General features: G+C 50.0%; 15 protein-coding genes. 6 read left to right on the top strand and 9 right to left on the bottom strand.

Going from position 1 to position 22337, the window contains the following annotated elements:
- Positions 1–258 precede the first annotated feature (258 nt).
- Positions 259–1503 (top strand): ROK family transcriptional regulator, encoded by a 1245-nt coding sequence (locus tag Q4E40_RS08120; protein ID WP_303411300.1) that lies wholly within the window; start codon positions 259–261, stop codon positions 1501–1503.
- Positions 1504–1738: 235 nt separating this feature from the next.
- Here the strand turns inward: Q4E40_RS08120 and Q4E40_RS08115 are convergent, their stop codons facing one another.
- From Q4E40_RS08115 to Q4E40_RS08090, 6 genes are all read right to left on the bottom strand, one after another.
- Positions 1739–2962, bottom strand: a complete 1224-nt coding sequence (locus tag Q4E40_RS08115; protein ID WP_303411299.1) for an OmpA family protein — start codon at positions 2960–2962, stop codon at positions 1739–1741.
- Between the two features lie 12 nt (positions 2963–2974).
- Positions 2975–3970: a PorP/SprF family type IX secretion system membrane protein gene (locus tag Q4E40_RS08110; protein WP_303411297.1), complete on the bottom strand. Its 996-nt coding sequence runs from the start codon at positions 3968–3970 to the stop codon at positions 2975–2977.
- A gap of 27 nt (positions 3971–3997) precedes the next feature.
- A complete protein-coding gene (locus Q4E40_RS08105; RefSeq protein WP_303411295.1) occupies positions 3998–11305 on the bottom strand; it encodes an HYR domain-containing protein in 7308 nt (2435 codons plus the stop codon).
- A gap of 101 nt (positions 11306–11406) precedes the next feature.
- The gene (gene lnt / locus Q4E40_RS08100; protein ID WP_303411294.1) at positions 11407–12969 is read right to left on the bottom strand and encodes an apolipoprotein N-acyltransferase; all 1563 of its coding nucleotides are present in this window, start codon (positions 12967–12969) and stop codon (positions 11407–11409) included.
- 862 nt (positions 12970–13831) lie between these two features.
- Positions 13832–14809 (bottom strand): helix-turn-helix domain-containing protein, encoded by a 978-nt coding sequence (locus tag Q4E40_RS08095; protein WP_303411293.1) that lies wholly within the window; start codon positions 14807–14809, stop codon positions 13832–13834.
- Positions 14810–14928: 119 nt separating this feature from the next.
- The gene (locus tag Q4E40_RS08090; protein ID WP_303411292.1) at positions 14929–15072 is read right to left on the bottom strand and encodes a hypothetical protein; all 144 of its coding nucleotides are present in this window, start codon (positions 15070–15072) and stop codon (positions 14929–14931) included.
- 18 nt (positions 15073–15090) lie between these two features.
- Between Q4E40_RS08090 and Q4E40_RS08085 the strand changes: the two genes are divergently transcribed.
- Entirely contained in the window at positions 15091–15396 is a 306-nt protein-coding gene (locus Q4E40_RS08085; RefSeq protein WP_303411291.1) for an ROK family protein, read from the top strand.
- Positions 15397–15530: 134 nt separating this feature from the next.
- Here Q4E40_RS08085 and Q4E40_RS08080 read toward each other — a convergent pair whose 3' ends face one another.
- Positions 15531–15800, bottom strand: coding sequence for a helix-turn-helix domain-containing protein (locus tag Q4E40_RS08080; protein ID WP_303411289.1), 270 nt, complete (start codon positions 15798–15800; stop codon positions 15531–15533).
- Between the two features lie 516 nt (positions 15801–16316).
- Between Q4E40_RS08080 and Q4E40_RS08075 the strand changes: the two genes are divergently transcribed.
- The 3 genes from Q4E40_RS08075 (at position 16317) to Q4E40_RS08065 (ending at position 19055) form a co-directional block, all read left to right on the top strand.
- Positions 16317–16787 (top strand): JAB domain-containing protein, encoded by a 471-nt coding sequence (locus Q4E40_RS08075; protein WP_303411287.1) that lies wholly within the window; start codon positions 16317–16319, stop codon positions 16785–16787.
- Between the two features lie 77 nt (positions 16788–16864).
- Positions 16865–17809 (top strand): ArdC family protein, encoded by a 945-nt coding sequence (locus tag Q4E40_RS08070; RefSeq protein WP_303411285.1) that lies wholly within the window; start codon positions 16865–16867, stop codon positions 17807–17809.
- A 289-nt stretch (positions 17810–18098) separates the two neighbouring features.
- On the top strand, positions 18099–19055 hold the full coding sequence (locus Q4E40_RS08065) for a toprim domain-containing protein (RefSeq protein ID WP_303411284.1): 957 nt from the start codon (positions 18099–18101) through the stop codon (positions 19053–19055).
- Positions 19056–19412: 357 nt separating this feature from the next.
- Here Q4E40_RS08065 and Q4E40_RS08060 read toward each other — a convergent pair whose 3' ends face one another.
- Positions 19413–20429 carry a helix-turn-helix transcriptional regulator gene (locus Q4E40_RS08060; RefSeq protein ID WP_303411283.1) on the bottom strand — a complete coding sequence of 339 codons (1017 nt, stop codon included), beginning with the start codon at positions 20427–20429 and terminating at the stop codon, positions 19413–19415.
- Between the two features lie 95 nt (positions 20430–20524).
- Between Q4E40_RS08060 and Q4E40_RS08055 the strand changes: the two genes are divergently transcribed.
- Positions 20525–20863, top strand: a complete 339-nt coding sequence (locus tag Q4E40_RS08055; protein ID WP_303411281.1) for a YegP family protein — start codon at positions 20525–20527, stop codon at positions 20861–20863.
- A gap of 599 nt (positions 20864–21462) precedes the next feature.
- Here Q4E40_RS08055 and Q4E40_RS08050 read toward each other — a convergent pair.
- Positions 21463–22206 carry an IS3 family transposase gene (locus tag Q4E40_RS08050; protein WP_303411859.1) on the bottom strand — a complete coding sequence of 248 codons (744 nt, stop codon included), beginning with the start codon at positions 22204–22206 and terminating at the stop codon, positions 21463–21465.
- Positions 22207–22337: the final 131 nt, after the last annotated feature.

Raw genomic sequence — 22337 nt, 5'->3', positions numbered from 1 at the left:
ACAGCAATAATAGGATCAGTGTAAATTTTGAATGCATACCTTCGCGTTAATGTTGGATCAATTAGAAAATTAATTCTATATATTCCAAATCATTTTTAATATTTTTTAATAACTAACCTTATTTGAATAAATTAATTTTTAAACAAAAATAGACTAGCTAAATTTATTTAAATACATTTCCGTATTATCTTTATGTTATAAATCGATAGCAGCCTGTGTTTGCTGTATATATTTACCATCGTTTAGAAGTTTTCAGGAATGTCATACAGAAAAGGGTTAAAAGGAACGCTTATTCAGGAGTTGCAGCAGGATGAGATGAGTGGCGTTTCCTATAAAAACACCTTGTTGAAAAAGCAGGTACTGGAAATCCTATCCAGTCAGGGAAACGCTACCTTAGCTGATTTAGGCAGACAACTCAATGTCAGCACCCCTAAGATCAATGAGCTCATCACAGAGCTTATAGCCGAAGGCTTGGTTCGTGATTTCGGGAAAAGCAACGCTGGGGTTGGCAGAAAGCCTAACATCTATGGCTTGGAGGCCTCTTCGGCTCATTTTATAGGGGTGGAGGTTAAAAGAGAGTCTATTAACATCGGTCTGATGGACTTCTCTGAAAAGTTTCTGAAAATAGAACTGGACATCCCCTTTCATCTGGAGAATTCAAATGAGTCTCTTGATCAACTGTGCTCTAAGATCGAGGAGTTCATCGACTCGACTACTGTCCCCAAGGATAAAATTTTAGCCGCATGTGTCAATATCTCTGGCAGAGTGAACCATAAAACCGGCTATAGCTACAGCTTCTTCCATTTACATCAGGAACCGCTCAGTCAGATAATCAGGGATAGGATAGGTATTCATACCTACCTTGAAAATGATACCCGGGGCATGGCTTTCGGTGAATTCTATAGTGGCGTCGTGACATCAGAAAAAAGTGTTCTCTTCGTCAACATAGATGAAGGCATCGGCATGGGCATCATGATAGACGGGAAACTGTATTATGGGAAATCAGGTTTCGCAGGGGAGTTTGGACATATTCCGCTGCTGGCGAATGATATCATTTGCCATTGTGGCAAGAAAGGATGTTTGGAAACAGAGGCTTCCGGCCTGGCCATCACACAACAGTTTAAGGCAAGGCTGAAACAGGGAGCCACGAGTATCGTCACCAACACGGTCAGTGATATAGCCAAAATCAACCTCCAGCATATCATTCATGCTGCTTTGAACGACGACATGCTGGCTATCGAGATCATCTCCGAGGCAGGTGAAAAAATTGGCCGGGGCATTGCTGCCATTATGAACCTGTTTAATCCTGAATTAATCATTTTGGGAGGATCATTGGCAGAAACAGACGCCTATATCAGGCTTCCAATCAAAGCCGCGATTAATAAGTATTCCTTGAGCCTTGTCAGCACCGACACGGAACTCCGGATGTCCAGTCTCGGCAGAAAAGCAGGCGTCATGGGGGCCTGTCTCCTGGCAAGAGATAAAATATTATCCATACAATAGTAAGCCTGCGGCGTTTCGTGACATATATGGCTGCAAGTCACGAAACACTACCTTTCTTGGACATTACAAGAGTAAAGAGCACAAGGCACTCCTCCCAGGCTGCAATCAGCACCTGGCAAACCCTGCAATGGTGTATTCAAGGCTCCTGTCATGAAATGCGGGTCTGGTTCCCCACAACGCACACGAGCCACTCCTGGCGAAGTGGCTCGTGTCATTGGCTGAGGATCTTCCGTAGCTATTGTACCAGGTACAGCTCAGTCTTGCGGTGCGCTTTGCCTTTGTCGGGCAGCACCTCTCCCTCTACCTCCACTTTAAAACCCTTGCCTGCAAAGTAACGCTCGATGTAGGCCTTCACACTCCGGGCCCGCTGCTCGCTCACCCGCTGCTTGGCCGCGGGCTCCCCGTAACCATCGGAATAGCCTTTGATCACAAAGTTTGTTCCGTCTGGTTGCTGGCGCAGGAAGCGCGACAAGCCGGCGAGTTCATTCAGGTTCAGGTGTACCCGGTTAAACGCATTGAACAGCACCAGGGATGGAGAAACAGCCCGCTTAGGTGCTGTTTCCACTGGGCTGGCGTCGGCAACCTCATTCAGCTCGATTTGCTCCGGCACTTCCTCCGCTACAAGTGGTTCTGAAACAGCACCGGCAAGTGGCGCAGCGGCAGCTGCTTCCGGTAATTTCCCCAGCATGTAGGCGATATAGCGCGGCTGCTCTTGCGAGGTGCCGCTCACCCACACCGTCCGGTCGCTGCTCTTTCTGAAATAAGCATTGTAGGCCTCTTTCTCGTTCACCACACTTTGAAGCCGCACAGCCTCCCCCATCTCTCCGTTTTTCAGGGATGCTCCATAAATGTAGGCTGTCTCTCCCTGCTGACGCGAGAAGAACAGGGAATCGTTGCTGACAAAAGGGGCAAACTCAGCACCTTTGGAATTTACCTGCTTGCCCAGGTTGCGCGGGCGCGACCACGACTTGCCGTTCCATTCACTCCGATACAGGTCATCGTATCCCTGCGAGCCGGCCAGTTCGGCGGCTATAAAAAGCTGGCGATGGTCCCCAGTCAGGTGCATGCCCAGGTTATAGGAATGATTGCGCAGGCGGGGCACCGGCAGCTCCTCGCCCTTCACAAACTCCCCGTTCGTCCACTTGTAGATGCTGATCTTCCCTGTTCTTCTGCCCGACTTATGGTAGACGAACACCTCGCCAGCCGCCAGGTTGCCACCGACCACGGCGTTGATCTGTCCCGCGTTCAGGGTAACGGCCCGCGCTGCCGTTTCCGGCTCGTCAAGGCTGGCAGTATAAAGGTGCTGGCCGCCTTCTACTTTTTTGGTGATGAGCAGCATGTTCTCTCCTAACAGGGCCACACCGGCCATTTCATCATTCGTCTCCAGGAGTTTTGTCTGGGCCTGGCCAATTGTAATGGCCCCCAGCATCAATCCGATGGTGTATATAATCTTCTTCATGTTCGCTTCGCTTTACCAGATGGTCACTTGCTTTCCGTACTTGGGATACTTCACCGGAATCAGGTTATAGGTGAGGGAGATCTCGCTCGTGCTCCTGCTCACGTGGCGGGCGTTCTGCACCGGTATCTCATAGGCATACCCGATACGGAATTGATTCAGGCGGACCCCGGCGGTAGCGCTCCAGGCCAGGTCCTGGCGGTAACTGCCCCCCAGCCAGAGCATGTTCTGGTACACCGTTTTGAGCTGAAGTTCTGCACTCTCTTTCAGCTGATCGTCGTACTGCAGCATGGCGTTGGCCACCAGCCCGAACTGGTCGGAAAGGGCGGTGCGGTAGCCCGCCTGCACCAGGTGCTTGCGGGTGTAAAGGTCCTGCAGGAACTCGTCCCCGCCCGACACGATGCCGCCCTTGGTCACATCCTGCATTGCATAGCCGAAGTAGAAGTTATCGGCGGTCAGGGTCCAGCCCAGGTTCAGGTCCAGCTTGCCCTGGCGCAAGTGCTGCCCCTGCACCCCCTGGAACTCGGGATCGTTCTCGTTGTCCACCGTGAGCCTGTTGCCGTCAAGGCGCTGGGCGCTGTACGTAAGCGCTCCGCCCCAACGCAGGCTCAGCTTTTCTGACAGCCGTACGCGGGAGGCATAGCCCAGGTGCACCTGGCTCTCCGAGAAGGGGCCGAATGCATCCTGCAGCACGGTCAGGCCAAAGGCATGGCGGGCGCCTCCCTGTCGGTCAAAGAAATCGTGCTGCTTGGTGCGCAGCACATCATTCTTCTGCCAGGCCGACAGGTCTGCCAGGTCCAGCTCCGCGGAGGCAAAGTAGGTTCTGGGAGCCCCCTCAAAGCCCGTCCATTGGTTGCGGTGGAAGCCCTTGAGCATCGAGCCCTCGTAGCCTGTGAGGGATGGGTTGTAGTATTGCTGAAACAGCTGGAAATTGGCGATGTGTTTCCTGTTCTGGGCCTTTGCGCCCAGAACAGAACCAACTACTAATAGGAATAGAATTAACTTTTTCATTTTAAAGAATCTCTAAGCGTTGCCAACTTATTTACCTAGGATGGTCACCACCCCGCGCTTCACCCAGTTGATATCCCTCACTTCTACTGTGAAGAGGAAGGGCCCCTTGAGGATCTTTCCGTTCGGTCCGCGTCCGTCCCAGCCCTTCTCCGGGTCCTTTGTCTCAAAGACGCGTACGCCCGAGCGGTCGAACACCTGAATGTAGACCTCGTTGTAGAACCTTAGCTCCGGGATGGTCCAGTTGTCGTTGACACCGTCGCCGTTTGGCGAGAAGGCGTTGACGATCTTGAGTTGGGCCACGGTGCGGTCGTAGGCCTGCTTAGTGAGCGTGAAGGTGCGCTCGATCGTGTTCAGGTACGGGTCTGTGCTGCGTACCCGGATCGAAAAGGAGGTCATGCCAGACAGGCCCTTGTTGGACTTCAGGTATACCTGATCGCCACGGATCTCAAACAGGCTGTTGTGGGTAGCCCCTTCGCCGCTCACCAAAGTATAGACAAACTCGGTGTCATCCGGATCGGTGGTGGTCAGTGTGCCAATCACCTCGTCTGCTCTGGCTTCTGGCTTAAAGCTCGTTGCGCTGAAAGAAAGTGCGGTTGGCGGAATGTTCGGCTCTACCTCCACGATCACCTGGGCGGTCAGGCCTCTCAGGTTTGTGGTACCTTCAGCGAGTGTTAACTGGCCGGTTAATGGATAGATGCCAGCGATAAGGCCGTTGTAGGTTCCCTGCGCCCAAACCACACCGATCGCCTCGGTTGCACCGTCCGAGTAGGTGACCATGACGGTGCCAGGAAGCGGCACGTTGGCGTAGGCCGTGCGGATTGGCACGTTGATTTGCGCCGGGTTTGCAACTGACACGACATCGCGTCTTACCGTTACAGTCTGAGTAGCGGTGGCTTTGTTACCTGATCCGTCAGTCACTGTCCAGGTCACAGTAGAGGTTCCTGTAGGGAATTCGGCTGGCGCGTCGTTGGTGACAGACGCCACGCTGCAGTTGTCCGAAGTGACTGGCTCACCAAGGGTCACGTTAGAGGCTGTCGTTTTGCCTGCGTCCACGTTTACCACTACGGCGACAGGCGCCGTAATCATTGGCACTATCTTGTCTTCTATTGTCACTGTGGCTACTGCCGTGGCTTTATTGCCGCTTGCGTCTGTCACGGTAAGCGTCACCTTGTTTTCGCCCGAGTCTTCGCAGCTGAAGGTACTCTTATCAAGCGACATAGAAACGATGCCGCAGTTGTCCGCAGAGCCGTTGTTCAGATCTGCCGCTGTGATGGTGGCACTGCCTGCAGCATTCAGCTGAACGGTGATGCTTTTCACCACCACAGCCGGTGCCAGCATATCTACAACCGTCACGATGGCTGTGGCTGTGGCGACATTGCCGCTACCGTCAGTTACTGTCAGTACTACCTCGCTTGTGCCCACGTTGCTGCAGTCGAAAGCAGTCTTGGACAGGGACATGGAGGCAATGCCGCAGTTGTCACTGGAGCCTTTGTTGATGTCAGCTGCCGTAATGGTTGCTGCACCCGAGGCATCCAATTGGATGGTGATGTGCTGTACGATCACCACCGGCGCTACTTTATCTTCCACCGTCACGATGGCGGTTGCCGTTGACTGGTTGCCGCTCTTATCGGTTACCGTAAGCGTCACGGTATTTTCACCCAAGTCCTCGCAGCCGAAGCTGGCCTTGTCCAGGCTAAGCGTTTCGATGCCGCAGTTATCAGAAGAGCCGCCGTTGAGCTGAGCCGCTGTGATGCTGGCCCTGCCGCTCGCATCCAGCTGCACGACCAGATTACGGGTCATGGCTATTGGGGCAGTAGTGTCCTCAACTGTTATAGTTGCAGTGGCACTTGCCTTGTTTCCGCTCTTGTCAGTTACTGTCAGGGTTACTGTGTTCTCACCCAGGTCCTGGCAACCAAAGTCAGTTTTAGACAGCTCTATTGTAGCGATGCCGCAGTTGTCGGAAGAGCCATTGTTGATCTGGTCGGCTGTGATGGTAACTTTGCCTGTAACATCCAGGGCAACGGTGATGTTGCGTGTCAGCACTGCCGGAGCAATGTTTTCCAGTACCGTGACAGTGGCAGGGGCGGAAGCCGAGTTACCATACTGGTCGGTTACAGTCAGGGTCACCGTATTGGCTCCAGTCTGGCTGCAGTCAAAAGTAGTTTTATCGAGTGCAACCGTTGCGATACCGCAATTGTCAGAGGAGTTGTCGTTGATCTGCGCAGCAGTGATTGTCGCCTTTCCTTCGGCATCCAGCTGCACCGATAGATGACGGGTGCGTACGATTGGCGCTACATTGTCCAGCACTGTCACCGTAGCCGTGGCCGTGGATCGGTTGCCGCTCGCATCAGTCACCAGCAATGTAACTGTGTTTTCACCAATGTTGGTGCAATTGAACGTTGCTTTGTCCAGAGCCAGGGTAACCTCGCTGCACACATCCCGGCTACCACCGTCTATGTCTGCCGCCGTGATAGAGGCAGTGCCTGAGGCGTTCAGGTATACGGTGATGTTCTTGGCTACAGCGTTTGGTTTAACCTTGTCTTCCACCGTTACTTGAGCCGTCGCGGTAGCTGCGTTGCCGTTTACGTCTGTCACGGTCAGCACGACATCGTTTACACCTACATGGCTGCAGTCGAATGCGGTTCTTGACACAGTCACAGAGGCAATGCCGCAGTTATCGGCAGAGCCGTTGTTGAGGTCAGCAGCAGCTATGGTAGCATTGCCGTTGGCATCCAGCTGCACGGTAATGTTTTTGGTCAATACCACAGGGGCCGTGTTGTCTGCCACCGTTACGACCGCCGTCGCTGTCGACACATTGTTGTTTACATCTGTCACAGTAAGTGTGACAGTGTTTTCACCAATGTCTGAGCAGTCAAACATTGTCTTGTCAAGCGACATCGCTTTGATGCCACAAGTACCCGTGCTGCCGTTGCTTACGTCTGTTGCCGAAATGATAGCCTTGCCAGCAGCATCCAGCGTCACGGTAATGTTTTGTGCGATGGCTACAGGTGCCACATTGCCTACCACAGTTACAACCGCTATGGCAGAGGAGCTATTCCCACTTCCATCGGTTACGGTGAGTGTCACTGTGTTTTCGCCTGCATGCGAGCAATCAAATACAGTTTTATCCAGGCTTAGCAAGGCAATGGCACAGTTATCAGCAGAATCATCATTCACCTGTTCTGGTGTTAGCGTTGCTGTGCCATCCGCACGCAGGTATAGCGTCACATTCTTGGCGCGGGCTATTGGCGCAGTCGTGTCCACCACTTTTACTACAGCCGTAGCTGTTGCGACATTGCCCTGCATATCAGTTACAGTCAGGGTCACTTCGTTATCACCCAGGTCCTGGCAGCTGAAGCTTACTTTGTTCAGCGTCATGCCTGCGATACCGCAGTTGTCGAAAGAACCGTTGTTAATCTGATCGGCGGTAATGGTAGCTTTACCCGTAGCGTCCAGTTGTGCGGTGACGGTACGCGTAACTACAGTTGGCGCCACGTTATCCTCCACCCTTACAGTTGCCGTGGCCGTGGTGACGTTACCGCTCGCGTCTGTCACAGTCAGCACCACCTCATTTGCACCTATGTTGCTGCAATTGAAGCTATACTTGCTCAGGGTTATGGACGCGATGCCGCAGTTGTCTGAAGAGTTGTTGTCAATATCAGCAGCGGTTATAGTGGCCTTGCCGTCAGCACCTAGCACCACCCTGATGCCTTTAGCTGCCGCAACAGGCTTGGTAGTATCCACTACAGTTATAGTGGCTGTTGCAGTGGCTTCGTTGCCATTCACATCCGTCACGGTCAGGGTCACTACATTTGCTCCCACATTGGAGCAACCGAATTCTGCTAAGTCTACTTTATAGGAAGCAATGCCGCAGTTATCCGTAGAACCATCGTTTACATCAGATGCTACTATCCCTGCTTTACCGTTTGCACCTAACTCAACAGTGATATTCCTGGTCCTGACAACGGGTGCAGTGTCATCTTTTACGATCACCTGCTGGGTCTGCGAACTAGTGTTTCCTGCCGCATCCGTATAGGTCCAGGTAATGGTATAAGTGCCCTGCTCTGTATAAGAAAGGAGATCAGTGGTTTTGCCCGGAACAGTACCTGACACATTATCATTAGCGCTTGGCACTGCTGTAACAGTTGCCGCACACTGGCCTGTTATAATTGGCAGCGTGGCTATCGTTGGCACCGGCGCTTCTTTATCTGCCACCGTTATCACCTGCGTTGCAGTGGCTGTATTACCCGCCGCATCTGTCGCCGTCCAGGTGACAGTAGTGTTCCCTATTGGGAAAGCTGCCGGTGCATTGTTTGATAAGGTAAGACCACTACAGTTATCGGCTGTAGTTGGTGTACCCAATACTACTCCTGAAGCTGTATTTTTACCAGGGTCCGTATTTACCGTAACAGCTGCCGGCGCGGTGATGGTAGGCTTGATCGGGTCAATGACAGTCACTGTAGCCGTTGCATTCTGGCTATTGCCATTAGCGTCAGTTACGCTCAGTGTAACAGTCTTAGGACCAATATCCTCACAGGTAAAGCTGGTAATGTCTAAACTATACCCATCCGCCGGAATGGAGCAGTTGTCAGTAGAGCCGTTATCAATTTCGGCTGGTGTTATAGTTGCTTTACCGGTAGCATCCAGCTCTACAGTGAGGTCTTTGGTAACAACTGTTGGTTTTTGTGTATCGGTAACAGTTACATCAAAGCTGATAGTTGACGCGTTGCCAGCCGCATCTGTAGCTGTAAAAGTGTTCGTAGTTTTACCTATCGGGAACAATACGCCTGAAGAAAGGCCGGCTGTCTGCGTGATGGTAAGTGTGCCATTACTATGACTGAAATTTACGGCATTGATATAAAGCTTCTGGGCATTTAAGTCAGAAAGAATGGCTGACCCATCGAAATTACCTGCATGTTGAAAGCCAATTGCCCTACCTCCGTTTGAGAATTCTCTCACTGCTACGGCTGCTCCGTGTGGAGAAGTCATCAGCACCACCGGCTGATTGGAAGCGTAAGTTTTGGCATCGCCTACATTACTGCCTCCGACTGGCAAGGTAAAGGTTGCCGGAACACCCTGCAGCATAGGATGTGCGGAATGTGCGGATACTGTCGTGTAGGTAACTCCGTTGGAAATCCCCCCAGTTCTTTGAAGAACTACAATATCATGCATAAGGCTCATGCCATTTGCCTCAAAAGCTGACCATTCATTTGTGATATACGTCTTGCCTTTATTCATCACAAAATCAACAAGCGCATTCTGGCCGGAAACTGGCATTGCTGTTGAATATGTTGTCCCATTCAAATGAATTACTGCGTCAAAACCTGTTAGGGATGGATTTGTGCCATTATAACCGGTTTCGCTGGTAGCACTTAAAACAACATCAAGACCTGCAGCTGTCAGCGCATTTTTAAGACTAGTCGTATTAGTATTTATTTCATCCCAAATCAACAATACTTTTTTGCCTTCACTACTACAATTATCAGTGGCGGTAGGCATCGGATAGGTCACTACTGCACCACATTTGTCAGCATCATTGGTTTGCATGATTGGGGATACAGCTGCAAAAACAGGCTTTGTAGCATCTTTTATAATTACCTGCTGCGTCTGGGTGGAAGTCAGGCCCTCGCTATCGCTATAGGTCCAGGTGATGGTATAGGAGCCTTGCGTAGTATAGTGTACAGGATCTGCTGTAACACCAGTAATAACACCATCATTATCGTCGTTGGCTGTAGGAGCAGTTACCGTAACAGCGCATTCCGCTGTTATAGTTGGTAGCTCAGCTACTGCAGGGACCGGTGCTTTGTTAACGGCCACGATCGTTACATTGACAGTAGCGGTGTTTGAGACGTCGGTTCCGTTGCTTACACTATAGGAGAACGCATCTGTGCCAGCTACATTAGCCGCAGGGGTATAAGTATAGTTCCCGTTTGAATTGAGTACTATCGTACCTTTAGCCGGCGCGGTAACCAGGCTATAGCTTAAGGGCTTACCATCGGGGTCGCTACCAGCCAGTTTTCCGGAATACGCAACATTCTCGTATGTCTTTATATCACCCGCTGTAGACGCAACCCTGGCAGTTGCCAGGTCCATGTTCTTGAGTGTACCATGGTTTGCATTGCTTGTGGCGTCATAGGCGATTGTGCCGGTTGTTTCATCGAAGCGCCAATAACCTGCCAAACCGGCTTCATTGCCATTTAAGGTTGTAGCTCCAAGGGTTTTGATTTCTGCTGCGGTTAGCGCTCTTCCCCAAAGCGACACGTTATCAATCTGAGCATTGGCAAAGCCTCCATCGGCATTCATGTAGGTACCGATGCGAATAGGAGCGCTTGAGGCTGAAGAATTTAAATTAACAGTGCCAGATCCAACCAAGACCCCATCTGCGTAGATTTCCATCTTGCGCTGGCCACTAACATTGCGCCTGACAGTGGTCACCTGTACCCACTCTCCTACTTTGTAGGCTTCGGGTGTACTAATCCAGGTCCAGCCATAGCCATGCTTGTCGATTCCGTAGGTAAATTTTCCGTCAGCTGCCGTAAGCCAGAACTGCATATCCCCTCCACCTGAAGGCCGGTTGAAAAGGCCGGCAACTGCCATGCTATTTGCCTTAAACCATAACGAGACAGTAAACTCCGTTTCAGAATTAAACTGGTTCGAAGGCTGGGACGGAATTTCTACATAATCGTTCACGCCGTCGAACTGAAGCCCATTCAGGTATCCTGCTATTGGTTTATTTTGCGGTGAAGTAGTGTAAAGCACAGAAGGCAACGTGCCTGGCTGCCCGATGGATTCATCAATTATTTTAAAATAATATTTTCCTTCCTGAGCAGTTGCTGTCGGCTGAAGCACCCACTCAAACTCCTTCATAATGGATTCATTATTGAAGACTAATGCACCCTGTGGAGTGGAACTAGCTATCACCTGCCCGGCCCTGAAGTTCCCGCCAACACCTGGCGTTAATTGTTCGGTTGTTGCTGCCCCTCCCTGCACATCATCACTCGAAGCCAATACAAAATGTTCGCTGTTAATGTCAGTAGCAGAGATCGTGGTAAAAGGGCCGTCAGCACTTCTGGAATACCCGATTTGATTCTCTATCCGGCTCGTAAAAGAGTAGTCAAAGCCACTAGCAGCTTGTGAGGCGATCTTGATACGTAGCCGGAGTACCTCATCCGCAGAAATGATTTCAACCTCCTGGTTCTCTGCCCCCTTCCAGGTGGCGTTTGTTTCGGAACCGTCATCGTTCCTCCAACGCCAGTTGCCATGGCTTAACGAGGGCCCGGCAACTGCTTCGAAGAACAGGCAACTGAAGAAAAAAAACAGTAAAAGTTTTTTCATACTAACGTCAATTATATTGGTTGGAAAATTTGTTAAACCCTTGCATACAGCACCTTACAGTTAAACCCTGTAGATACATTTGCTCCGGTTTGATTTAAAACTTAAGCTGAAAGGATCTCTGTCCTCCTATAAAACCTGACAAGAAGCAACAGTACCGTTGCTGAAAAAATGGTGTATAAAAAATAGTGATAATCAATCGGGTCGATTTGGTTAGGATAAATATCTACTCGCTGCACACTGCTCCGTTCAGATTGATACCGGGCTCCAATAGCACCACTTGCCCGTATCAATCCGGATACTCCCCTGTTGTTGTTGATTACCAGGTCTTTTCTTGCTTCTATTGCTCTGAGCCTGCCGTTGTAGAAATGCTGCTTTGTAATAAAGAAGTCTGAAAACCAACCATCATTGCCCAGATTGATAAGGAAGGAAACCTGATCAGAAGCAAGCCTGTTTGTTAAAGCAGGTACAGCCGATTCGTTACAGAGCAATACACCAGCCTGACCCCATGGCGTTTTTATAGCCTGCTGCCTGGCCCCTTTTTTCACCACCTGCCCGCTGCCTGATAGGAAAGGGAGGATGATATTTCCATTATCGTTAAAAAGTGGCCTTTCGATAAGCGTGAGCAGTTCGTGCTTATCATGTCGGTCCAGTACCTCTCCTGTCGGGTTAAAGAAATAAGCAGAATTGAAGACTGCATTACTATTCTGAGCAACAGCAGTGCTCATCCCAAGCAGAAAATGAGCATTTTTGCCAGAAGTGGCTCTAGAGACTTCCTTTAGAAAGTCATCGTCCGCACTATAAGTCCAGGGGATGACGGTTTCAGACCATAGGATAAGGTCTGGGTTATCCACCACAGCCTCCCTGTTGAGCGATAGCAGCCCCTCTACCAATGCATTTCCATTATGTTCATTCCACACAGTTTCTGGTGGCAAAGAAGCCAGGATAAGCGCTGTACTTATTTTGGGATGGCGAGTCGTAGCAGCCTGTTGTGAGATATTATAATAAAGCCATACGCCGGCTATAAACTGAGTCACAAGTATTAAGACTGGCAACAGTAGCCACCTCCGTGCTTCGGAATGAATGGCGTGACTGAAAGTATAATTTACCAGAACCAGCAGAAAGGAGAGCATGTAAATACTACCTGCAGCTGCAGGCTGCGCCATGAATAAGCTCCCGGCCTGAGAGATGCCGATGCTATAGCTCAACCACGGCATACCGGCGAAGATTGTAGCACGCATCCACTCAAAAATTACCCAAAAAGAAGCCATTAAAAAGGCATTGAAGCATACAGCAACGAAAGAAGTGTTTGCAAACCTGGCTTTAGCAAATGCCGCAAACTGCAAAGCATATAAACTACTGATAGCTAACACCGAAAGCAGCCAGCAACCTATACCTAGTGTTAAGCTGCTTTGCGCATACCGGGCAATGGCAGGTATCATCCAGTAGTTTAGTATACCTGCAGACACAGCCCCAAAAATAGCCCCTATATAAACTGCCTGGCGAACCTGAACTACGTTGAATATTGAAAGAAATAGAAAGATCAGCGCAAACCAGGCAATGACAAAATTTACAAGTATCAAAGAGATGCTTGTAAGAATTGCAGAAATAATTACAGCGGTGTAACTATAATTGACAGAAAAGATGCGCAGCTGTTGTATGAGCATTGGCTTATATTGAAGACCACAAGATGCCGGAGCCCTGCCTCACATTTCTAACAAGGAATAAGCTCCATAGGGGCAATGCTTCTGCAGGCAGCTTATTCGTGTATTTCGCTTTGAACCCTGGTCTAATCAGGCAAAAGGAGTTAATATCCATAAATGCCAGAGACTGAACTAGTAGATGCTCCCCAGCAAAAAATGCGGCAAATCGTTTCACAAAATGGGTGTAAAGGTTCGGCTATAAGTTCTGTTTATAGAAAAGGTAGTTGAGTAAGTATAATTAGTTTTCTATAGCCAAGCAGGTGGTACCGGGTCGTAAATTCAGGTAATTACAGGTGGCGTCGTTTTAACCGTGCTTCACTGCGCTCCCCTTCTGCATTGTATCACTTAGCTAGAATCCTTTAAAGATGTGCTTCGCATCTAATTAGAAGAAGCTTATAATTTTGATGCAATATACAAGCTGTTATAACAACCATTCAACGAGCTGCGGGCTCATTTGTCCTGTATTAAAAACGGAGACAAAATAGAAAGTAATAACCCCTGAATTGACACATCTCTATTCTGATTTAAATCCTGGAATAGTTTTATCCCATTTTAGATCTGAGTAACGGAAAGTAAATCAGTCACCAAAAAATTAAAATTGGCTTATAAAAATAGCTACATGCTATCCTTTAAGTAATCCAGAGACGGTGAAGAAGGGCACTAACCAATAGTATGCAGGATGTAAGGCTTGGCTATACCTTGTTATGTTGCACAGTGTTTGCAAGTGAGAAGTGCAAACCTAGTAGTGGGGTGCAATCAAAATAATGCATACTTCTTTATACTGTAAGAAATAAAATTGCGGCATTTAAGGAATTGCTATTTGACTCTAAACATCTTTAGAGGCGGCTAAATAGGCCTTAGGGCTAAGCCCCTCTATTTTATTAAATGCTTTATAAAACGCACTCCTGGAGGCAAATCCTGCACTAAGAGCCAAAGATTCTATGGTAAAATTCTGCAGGGATTCCTCCTTCTCTAATTGAGTCTTCAGATAAGTAATGCGGTAATGATTTAAAAATTCTGTAAAGCTTTTCCTATGGTACATATTCAATGCCATAGAAAGCCTGTATGTGGGAATACTTAAACGCTCGGCCAGTCCCTGCACTTTCAATGTCTTTTCCCGAAAGCATTCTGTTTCCTGTAGAAACTTCTCTAATTTCTCCAGAATGCCCGCTGCCTCCTGTACGTGCATTTGACTATTGTTCTGCTTTATAATGCGGGATAATGTTTCCGGCTTTATATCTAGAAAGGAGGCCACAATATCGAGCGGAAGGCGGTCGATGTAGCCGGGTTTTGATTTGATGAAATGCAGGTAACGCTCTTCTGCATTGCCAATACGAACGACATGTGACCGCTCCTGGGCATCCCGGTAATAGCTTTCGTATACCTGGCGAATGATGAAGTTCATCTCAAAATAGCGGGCATACCAGCCTTGGAGAACATCCGTGTGCACACCCACCAGCTGAGTCGGCTTCACGGCCATAATAGCCTCCCGGGAAGGCTGCTGCCCATACAGCCCCGAAAGTGAGCTGACGTATTCATTTTCCACTGAGATGTAGGTGGTAATCCGTTTCTGACGGTGTTGCGAATACGCCATCAGGGCGCCTTCCCGGATGAAATACATGTGAAAGCATCTCTCCCCCTGGTAAAGCAGGTGCTCCCCCTCCTCAAGGCGCAAGGTGACGGTGTGCTTGTAAAACTCTTCCCGCAGGTTGTAGGAAATCGGATGCAAGGCCTCGAGCATCTTCAGAACATGGGCAATGTCATCGGCTTTGGCGGGCAGGTATTCAGTGCAACTTTGACTCATAGGGTGACACCTCTGAATAGACTTTGGGACAACATAGACAGTAAATGTACTGTCACAAGTTATTTCCGGTCAGTAAAGTTAGCCCAAATTCCCACTTTCTATATAGAAAATTTGCACTATTAATCCATCCCTGCTGTGCCTCCCGCCATGCGGTGCCGGTGCATAAAGCGGATCCGCTGCTCCCTTGGCTTGTTTTGGCCACCTGCCGAGACGGGGATACGGTCGGTGATATAGCCAGAATCAACCTCCAGCATATCATTCATGCTGCTTTAAACGACGACATGCTGGCTACCGAGATCATCTCCGAGGCAGGTGAAAAAATTGGCCGGGGCATTGCTGCCATTATGAACCTGTTTAATCCTGAGTTGATTATTTTGGGAGGATCATTGGCAGAAACAGATGCCTATATCAGGCTTCCAATCAAAGCCGCGATTAATAAATATTCCTTGAGCCTTGTCAGCACCGACACGGAACTCCGGATGTCCAGTCTCGGCAGAAAAGCAGGCGTCATAGGGGCCTGTCTCCTGGCAAGAGATAAAATATTGTCCATACGTGCCCGAATCACTTTGGATCCCCACAACCTTTAGTTTGCTGCTGCGCCAGGGTGATGTTCCGACGCAACAGCACTGGCCAGCAGCCCTTGTAAGCAGAACAGGTGCGGGAGGCGCAGGCGCCCAACACCCCGCTTGCCTGCAAACGCCCTTAAGAGGCAGATCCAATGTCATGCCCTCCCCTTTCCATTCAGGAGCTTAGTGATATCCTCTGAGCGATAGTAGTGCGTGCCTCCGACTTTGACAGAGGGCAGCGTACCTTCCACCCGTAGCTTCTGCAGCGTGGAGGGAGAGACCTGCAGCATGCGCCGCACTTCGGCGGACTTGAGCACCTTCTTCGGTGCCTCAGACTGCTGCTTTCCGATCAGTTTTACCAAGTCCTCCAGCAGCTGCCGGTGGGCTTGAAGCAGGTCTTGCTTGGTGATGATTTCTATAGGCATAGTTTTACTTGTTTAGGTTAAAGGTGAAAGATACCCTGCTATCTTCCTTCCTTTTCACAACGTGAACCTTACTAGTGAAAAAACTTTATTAGCCAAAAGCCAGGAGAACACACCCCAACGGGGTTGAAGATTTCATCATTTTAATCTGAATCAAGCTGGTTCCTACGCTTTGCAGAAGCTTGTAACTCAACTTACGCCCAAGGCAGATACATGTAAAACCTATCCTTCATTGACTGAGAGGGCATAGCTATCAACAGAAGCCGAAAGAGCGATAGCTTTCCTTTAGATCCCATGCTCAAAGCCATTCCGAAGGCAAGATCCAACGTCACTTGGTTTGGCGCAAAGGTAGCCTTGCGGCCCGGACACAGGTACGCTGCGCCAAGGTCGTCCAAACAAAATGGGTATCCCTGACGGGAGTCCTCCGCATTTTCTTTGGTTCCACCTTGCCTTTAGTCCGGCTCCGAAGGCGAGTGGGGCCCCATAATCAATTTCCTCACACCTTAAAGACAAGAGATTATGGAAAAGACCGTTCAAACCACCGCCTTTACCAGAGCAGCCGAGATCCGGCTCTCCTACCGCAACAGAGTAAAACCCTCCGAAAGACCCCAAGTCACTTGCTCCAATGACAGCTACCAAGTGCTTAAACAGAGTTGGGACACGGGCAAAATGGAATTCGTCGAGCAGTTCAAAGTGCTACTCCTGAGCCGGGCAAACCGGGTGCTGGGCATTTATGAAGTCTCTACTGGCGGGGTGGCCGGCACCGTCGCCGACCCCAAGCTCATCTTCGCGGCCGCCCTCAAGGCCTGCGCCTCCGGCATCATCCTCTCGCATAACCACCCCTCGGGCAACCTCAACCCCAGTACAGCGGACCTGCAACTGACCAAAAAGATCAGGCAGGGCGGAGAATTGCTTGACATCGCCGTCCTTGACCACATCATCCTCACCAGCGAGGGATACTATTCCCTGGCAGACGAGGGGCTCCTGTAGCCCCTTTTTCTTTTGCAGGGGCAGTGAACGGCCCCTGCTTTCCCTCCATTTGTTTTCATCAATTAAAATTCAAGCTTATGAACGCCTATCAGAAATTCAACCACCTGGCCGAGCAGGTGACAAACGAGATCATTGCTGAACTACAGCAGGGAAAAGCCATCTGGCAAAAGCCCTGGAGTTCGTACGGACTCCCCAAAAACTACGCCTCCGGCCGCCCCTACGAGGGCTTCAACGCCTTCTACCTGAACTATGTCACTGAGAAAAACAATTACACGGCGCCCTACTTTCTCACGTTTAAGCAGGCCCAGGAAATGGATGGCCGCGTCCGGAAAGGCCAGAAAGGCACCCCCATCGTCTACTGGAAGATCTTTGAGGCAAAAGAACAGGATCAGCGCGTAAACCAGACAGACGAGGGGAAAGACCATCCCTGCAGCAGGTTTGTCCCCTTCCTCTGGACCGTGTTCAACATAGACCAAGTGGAGGGCGTGGACTTCCACCTGCCCAACGTGCCCGAACGGTCCGGGCAACAGCTACTCGAAGCCTGCCAGCACGTGGTGGACAGCTTCCCCCAGCCTAGCCCTAAGGTCCTGCACGGCGGCACGCAGGCTTACTACGCGCCAGTCAGGGACATTGTGCAGATGCCGGACCGTAGACGCTTCATCACTCCTGAGGCCTACTATGCCACGCTCTTCCACGAGCTGATCCACGCCACGGGCCACCCCGCCAGGTTGAATCGCTTTACCCCAGACGAGGCCCCCGCCCGCTTCGGGGACGAAGCCTACAGCAAAGAGGAACTGGTGGCTGAGATGGGCGCTAGCTTCCTCTGCGCCTTCACCGGAATAGAGGAGGCCGTGTTCCAGAACTCTGTGGCCTACCTGCAGGGCTGGGTCAGTCGGCTCCGGGAGGACAAGACCATGCTCATCTACGCCGGCACCAGGGCCTTAAAAGCAGCCAGCTATATATTGGACCTGAAAGCCGAATCAGACAAAGGAGCATCACTTGCAGCTAAGCAGGCTGCTTAGGGAAAGCGAAGGGCTGTCTGTTAAAACGGATGGCCCTTTTCTTTCATACTTATTCGGCTCAAATAAACGATATCAATGAGCCGAATAACGACTTTAACCGGCTCATCTCAACTTAAATGCGCCTGCATAAATTTCCCCCAACTGTGTATCGCCTTGTGAAAAAATTTTGTGCTCCTCCTCGACCTTTAAAAGGAGTCAACGACACGAAAGGCACTCTCAGAATGCCGCTCTCAAATGCACAGCTGCTACACAACGGAAGTGTCTTAACACCTGCTAAAGAAAAGAAACGATGAACATTCAACAGATCAACAACGAAATCGCCATCACCGATTTTCTATCGAACCAAGGCATACAGCCAGCCTGCAAGCGGGGCTGTGACTGGTGGTACATCTCCCCGGTGCGGATGGCCGAGCGCACCCCTTCCTTCAAGGTTAACACGCGCCTGAACCGCTGGTACGACCACGGCAGCGGGGAGGGCGGCAAAATCTTCGACCTGGCCATGCGCCTGCACCGCACTGCTACCATCCAGGAGGTCATCCAGCTCCTCTCCGAGCAGGCTATAGCTTCAGGGGCAACAGCTGCCCTCAACATACAACCAGCAGGGAAACAAGTTAAGGTAGAAAATCCGGCTGTCTCTCCAGCACCCTTCACCGGTATCAAAATACTGGAGGCCAAGCCCTTGGAGGACAATACCCAGCTGACAAACTACCTGCAGCAGCGCGGCATCAGCCTGCAAACGGCTGCCCCCTTTTGCCAAGCGGTCAGCTTCTCCATCGGCACCAAGAAATATCAGGCGATTGGGTTTCAAAATCGCTCGGGCGGTTACGAGCTGCGCAATAGCTGGTTCAAGGGCTCCTCCTCCCCCAAGGACATCACCTACATCCCTGGCGGCGCGGGCACCGTCTGCCTGCTGGAGGGTTTCATGGATTTTCTCTCCCTCCTCGAACTTCGACCACGCCTCTCAACTAGCTCCAGCTTCCTGGTTCTCAACTCCCTTGCACAGCTAGGCAAGAGCTTGGACATACTCGGCCGGCACCGGCGGGTACTCCTCTTCCTGGACCATGATCAGGCAGGTAGGATGGCAAGTGAGCGGCTGCTCCAGTCAGTGCCGAACTGCCGGGACCTCTCCTCCCTCTACCAAAACTACAAGGATGTGAACGAGCTGTTGGTGGCAAGGCCGCATCAGGCAAAACGGCTGCTACAAGGATTTGGCACTTGGAAAGGAGCTAAGAGGAAGGGGCTTTAAGCGCAGGGAGCAAGTTTGTGCTTTGTCATGTAGGGAGCCAAACTTTCCACATAACATATTCAAATATCAATACAATTTTAAACACAGCGAACATCCAAATTCCCTGCTCTCCGAGCTTCCTGGTGTCTATTATAATATAATTTATTTCTTTTATGTACTTAACTCAAGCATAAAACGAGAAAAATGAACTCTTCTGCTCCGTAGTCAATTTCCTAAATTAGGATTAAAGCCTTCCTTACCAAAATCTAGGAGGGTGATAGTAGGGCATGATTAAACCAAGACTCATTGACTTCTTATAAATCTACCTTAAGTGTAAAAAGACTGTACCATAACTGAACTATGAAGGCTACTACTTGACTAGTAGTCCTGATACTGCTTTTTACATGCATCAAGTGTTTGTCGAATCTTCTGTTTTAGTGTTTCTGGCGCGATCACCCTCACTTCCTTCCCGAAGCTTAGTATAGTGGCTTCCAGCTCATAATTAAGCACAACTTTCAGCTTTATCCTAACTTCTTTGTCATCATCAATCAGAAGTTCTTGGGAGCTATGTAAATATTGCGTTTTCACATAGTTGCCGTCATAAGGCGAGAAGGAAAGCACAACCTCCTCCACCTGGCCCTCTTCCTGAGAAATACCTATGGCATTCTTGAAGTACAATTCAGGCTTGAAGTCTGCTTTCTCCATGTAAGGTACCTTCAGCGCACTTTCAAGATTGTGTATGCGGTCCAAGGCAAACTTTCTCAGGCTATCTGTCTCGTGCTGTAACCCAACTAAATACCACCTATTACGATACTCTTTGAGCAGGTAAGGACTGATAGTGCGGTTCTTTGGGTGTACATCCTCAAACTTTCTATAAGAGAGCCTAATTGGGTATCTGTTTCTGATTGCTTCAATGAGTACATCAAGATATTCGTTTCCTTTAACATATGGAGCCTTCTCAAAATCAATAAACCCCGAATTTGCTCCAAGTTGGCGAGAACTAACTTGCTGGACCAGGTTAATTACCTTGTTCACGGTGGATGCGAACTCACTGAAAAGAGCCATGTGCTTGTACTGCCCAAGAGTGGCTGCTGCCGTAGCAAGTGCGTTCAGCTCTACCTCACTTAAAGGAAGGTTTTCAATAGTATACTCCGGATCAGTGTAATAATAGCCATTCTCTTTTTTGCTATAGGCTATTGGGGCATTATAGTTAAGCTGTGAGCAGTGACGCATCAGGTAGATGTCGCCATCAAGCGTCCTCTGACTTATCGTGATGTCTTTTGCTTCGCTAATTTTGTCTATCAGTTCCTTCTTGGACCAATACTTTCTACCCTTGCTTCTCAGGCACTCATTGATGAGCCGCAAGCGCACGATCGCATGCTTAGATTTCGGCATAAGCAGATATTTTTCAACAAGTTAAATATTTTTAGAAGAACGCAAAAAGATTGCGTTCACCTGCAATAGCTTTGTTATAAACCAAAGAAAATTATATGGCAAGCAACCCAAAATTCCAGGTGTTCAAGAGCACCTCCAACAATCAGTACTACTATAGCCTTCGCTCCCGGAACGGGGAAATCATCCTTAATGGAGAAGGCTATACAACAAAGCAGTCTTGCTTGAATGGCATTGCGGCTGTCAGAGCAAACGCACCCTATGATACCCGTTATGACAGAAGAGACAGCTGGAACAATTATACCTTTAACCTCAAAGCCAGCAATGGCGAGATCATTGGGAGAAGCGAGAACTACACAACGCGTTCAGCGCGCGAGGGAGGCATCGAGGCCGTTAAAAGAGACGCTCCGGGCGCCCCTATTGAAGACATCTCATAAACATCTTGTGAGGTTAACCTGCAATGCCACCTTGTGAAGCCATAGGCTTCACAAGGTGGCATTGCAGTATTGAATGTAAAGGGAGTGCCCGTTCTGTGCCATTGTTTCTTCTGATGATAAAGCATTTGTCTACCTTCTCCGTTATCATATACTGCTGCCGGGGGCTACTATTGGCGGATCCGGCATAAAGTCTTCCGGTTCCGCTGCTACTGTTAGACACGAGGCGCTCTTTGCGCTTTTCTCCACTGCTCACACCGCCAGCCACATGTCCTTTGCCCCTGCCTTACTCTCACTACTTTCCTTTTCCGGCCGAACTTGTGTTCTCATCTGCACCGTATGCCCAATTTCATCATAAAGCGGGAGTAGATGACAACCTACAACCACTAACGCCTCAGAAGCTTGCCCCCTCCTGCGGCAGGGAAACACGCTGCGGTCTGGTGCAGCGAGCAAGATGTATTTTTGCATGCAAAAAGCCTTCCACGGGTGTCGGGCCCTGAGGAGCTTACCTCGGAACTCGGCGCTTCTCTTTTTTAGGTTGGCAAAGGAGCAGCAGGATATACAGCCTGCCCAAACAGCGACAAACCTTCTTGGCCTGCACCCTACTGCACAGGCACCTCCTTTCCATTCTTGTCAGGATAATGGTTTTTCCAGTGCCTCTTCAGCCCGCCGGTCCTGCCGTGCGCCTCCACAGGCGTGAGCATGTCCACGCTTGAGTGTGGGCGCTTATAATTGTAGATGCTCACTGCCGTGGCCACGGCTAGTTGGGCCGCCGCGAAGCCGGGGTACACCGTCTCCAGGAGCTCCTGCTTGAGGACGCCATTCACCCGCTCGGCCAGCGCATTCTCCAGCGGGTCGCCGCTTTGAGTCATGGAGATGGCGATGCGCCGCTCCTGCAGCAGCCTAACATACCCTTGGCTGCAGTACTGGATAACCCTATCAGAGTGATGGATCAGATAGCCTTGCATGGGGCAGTTGGGAAGGGCCATCTCCAAAGCCCGGATGCATCCCCCGGCGGCAAGATCTCCGCTTAGGTAAAAACCGACGATCTTGCGGCTGTAGGCATCGGTGACCAGGCTCAGATAGGCAAAGTCTTCCTCCAGGTGAATATAGGTGATGTTACTTACCCAAAGCTGCCCGGCTGCCTTGGGCACAAACCCGACAGTCAGGTTCTCGTATTTGCGCAGCCAGTGATTAGAGAAAGTAGTTTGAGGCTTGGAGCGCCTTCGCTTCCTGACTAGCAGATCGCGCCCACGCAAGAGTTCGGAAAAGGCGTCTCGACCTATTGCAATGCCATGAGCATCCATAAAATGTGACATCATCACCAGCAGTTTGCGCGCGCCCAGTCGCTTCTAAGAGCTACGTATTCGCAGTGCCTCCTGCACCAGCAAGTCCTCTTGCAGCGCTTGCTGCTGCCTTGTTTTGAGATGTTGGTAATACGCCTAGCTACTGTAACCAAACAAGCGGCAAAGCACTC

The sequence above is a fragment of the Pontibacter coccineus genome (assembly GCF_030546575.1).
GTDB classification, from domain to species: Bacteria; Bacteroidota; Bacteroidia; order Cytophagales; family Hymenobacteraceae; genus Pontibacter; species Pontibacter coccineus.
The sequence above is the reverse complement of the archived record's forward strand: the minus strand, read 5'-3'. Positions and strand labels throughout refer to the sequence as shown.

Coding starts and splice junctions, on each gene's coding strand:
- Q4E40_RS08060 (WP_303411283.1), bottom strand. CDS start 20,429: ATGCCGAAATCTAAGCATGCGATCGTGCGCTTGCGGCTCATCAATGAG.
- Q4E40_RS08115 (WP_303411299.1), bottom strand. CDS start 2,962: ATGAAGAAGATTATATACACCATCGGATTGATGCTGGGGGCCATTACA.
- Q4E40_RS08065 (WP_303411284.1), top strand. CDS start 18,099: ATGAACATTCAACAGATCAACAACGAAATCGCCATCACCGATTTTCTA.
- Q4E40_RS08105 (WP_303411295.1), bottom strand. CDS start 11,305: ATGAAAAAACTTTTACTGTTTTTTTTCTTCAGTTGCCTGTTCTTCGAA.
- lnt (WP_303411294.1), bottom strand. CDS start 12,969: ATGCTCATACAACAGCTGCGCATCTTTTCTGTCAATTATAGTTACACC.
- Q4E40_RS08085 (WP_303411291.1), top strand. CDS start 15,091: ATGCTGGCTACCGAGATCATCTCCGAGGCAGGTGAAAAAATTGGCCGG.
- Q4E40_RS08110 (WP_303411297.1), bottom strand. CDS start 3,970: ATGAAAAAGTTAATTCTATTCCTATTAGTAGTTGGTTCTGTTCTGGGC.
- Q4E40_RS08090 (WP_303411292.1), bottom strand. CDS start 15,072: ATGAATGATATGCTGGAGGTTGATTCTGGCTATATCACCGACCGTATC.
- Q4E40_RS08055 (WP_303411281.1), top strand. CDS start 20,525: ATGGCAAGCAACCCAAAATTCCAGGTGTTCAAGAGCACCTCCAACAAT.
- Q4E40_RS08070 (WP_303411285.1), top strand. CDS start 16,865: ATGAACGCCTATCAGAAATTCAACCACCTGGCCGAGCAGGTGACAAAC.
- Q4E40_RS08075 (WP_303411287.1), top strand. CDS start 16,317: ATGGAAAAGACCGTTCAAACCACCGCCTTTACCAGAGCAGCCGAGATC.
- Q4E40_RS08080 (WP_303411289.1), bottom strand. CDS start 15,800: ATGCCTATAGAAATCATCACCAAGCAAGACCTGCTTCAAGCCCACCGG.
- Q4E40_RS08095 (WP_303411293.1), bottom strand. CDS start 14,809: ATGAGTCAAAGTTGCACTGAATACCTGCCCGCCAAAGCCGATGACATT.
- Q4E40_RS08120 (WP_303411300.1), top strand. CDS start 259: ATGTCATACAGAAAAGGGTTAAAAGGAACGCTTATTCAGGAGTTGCAG.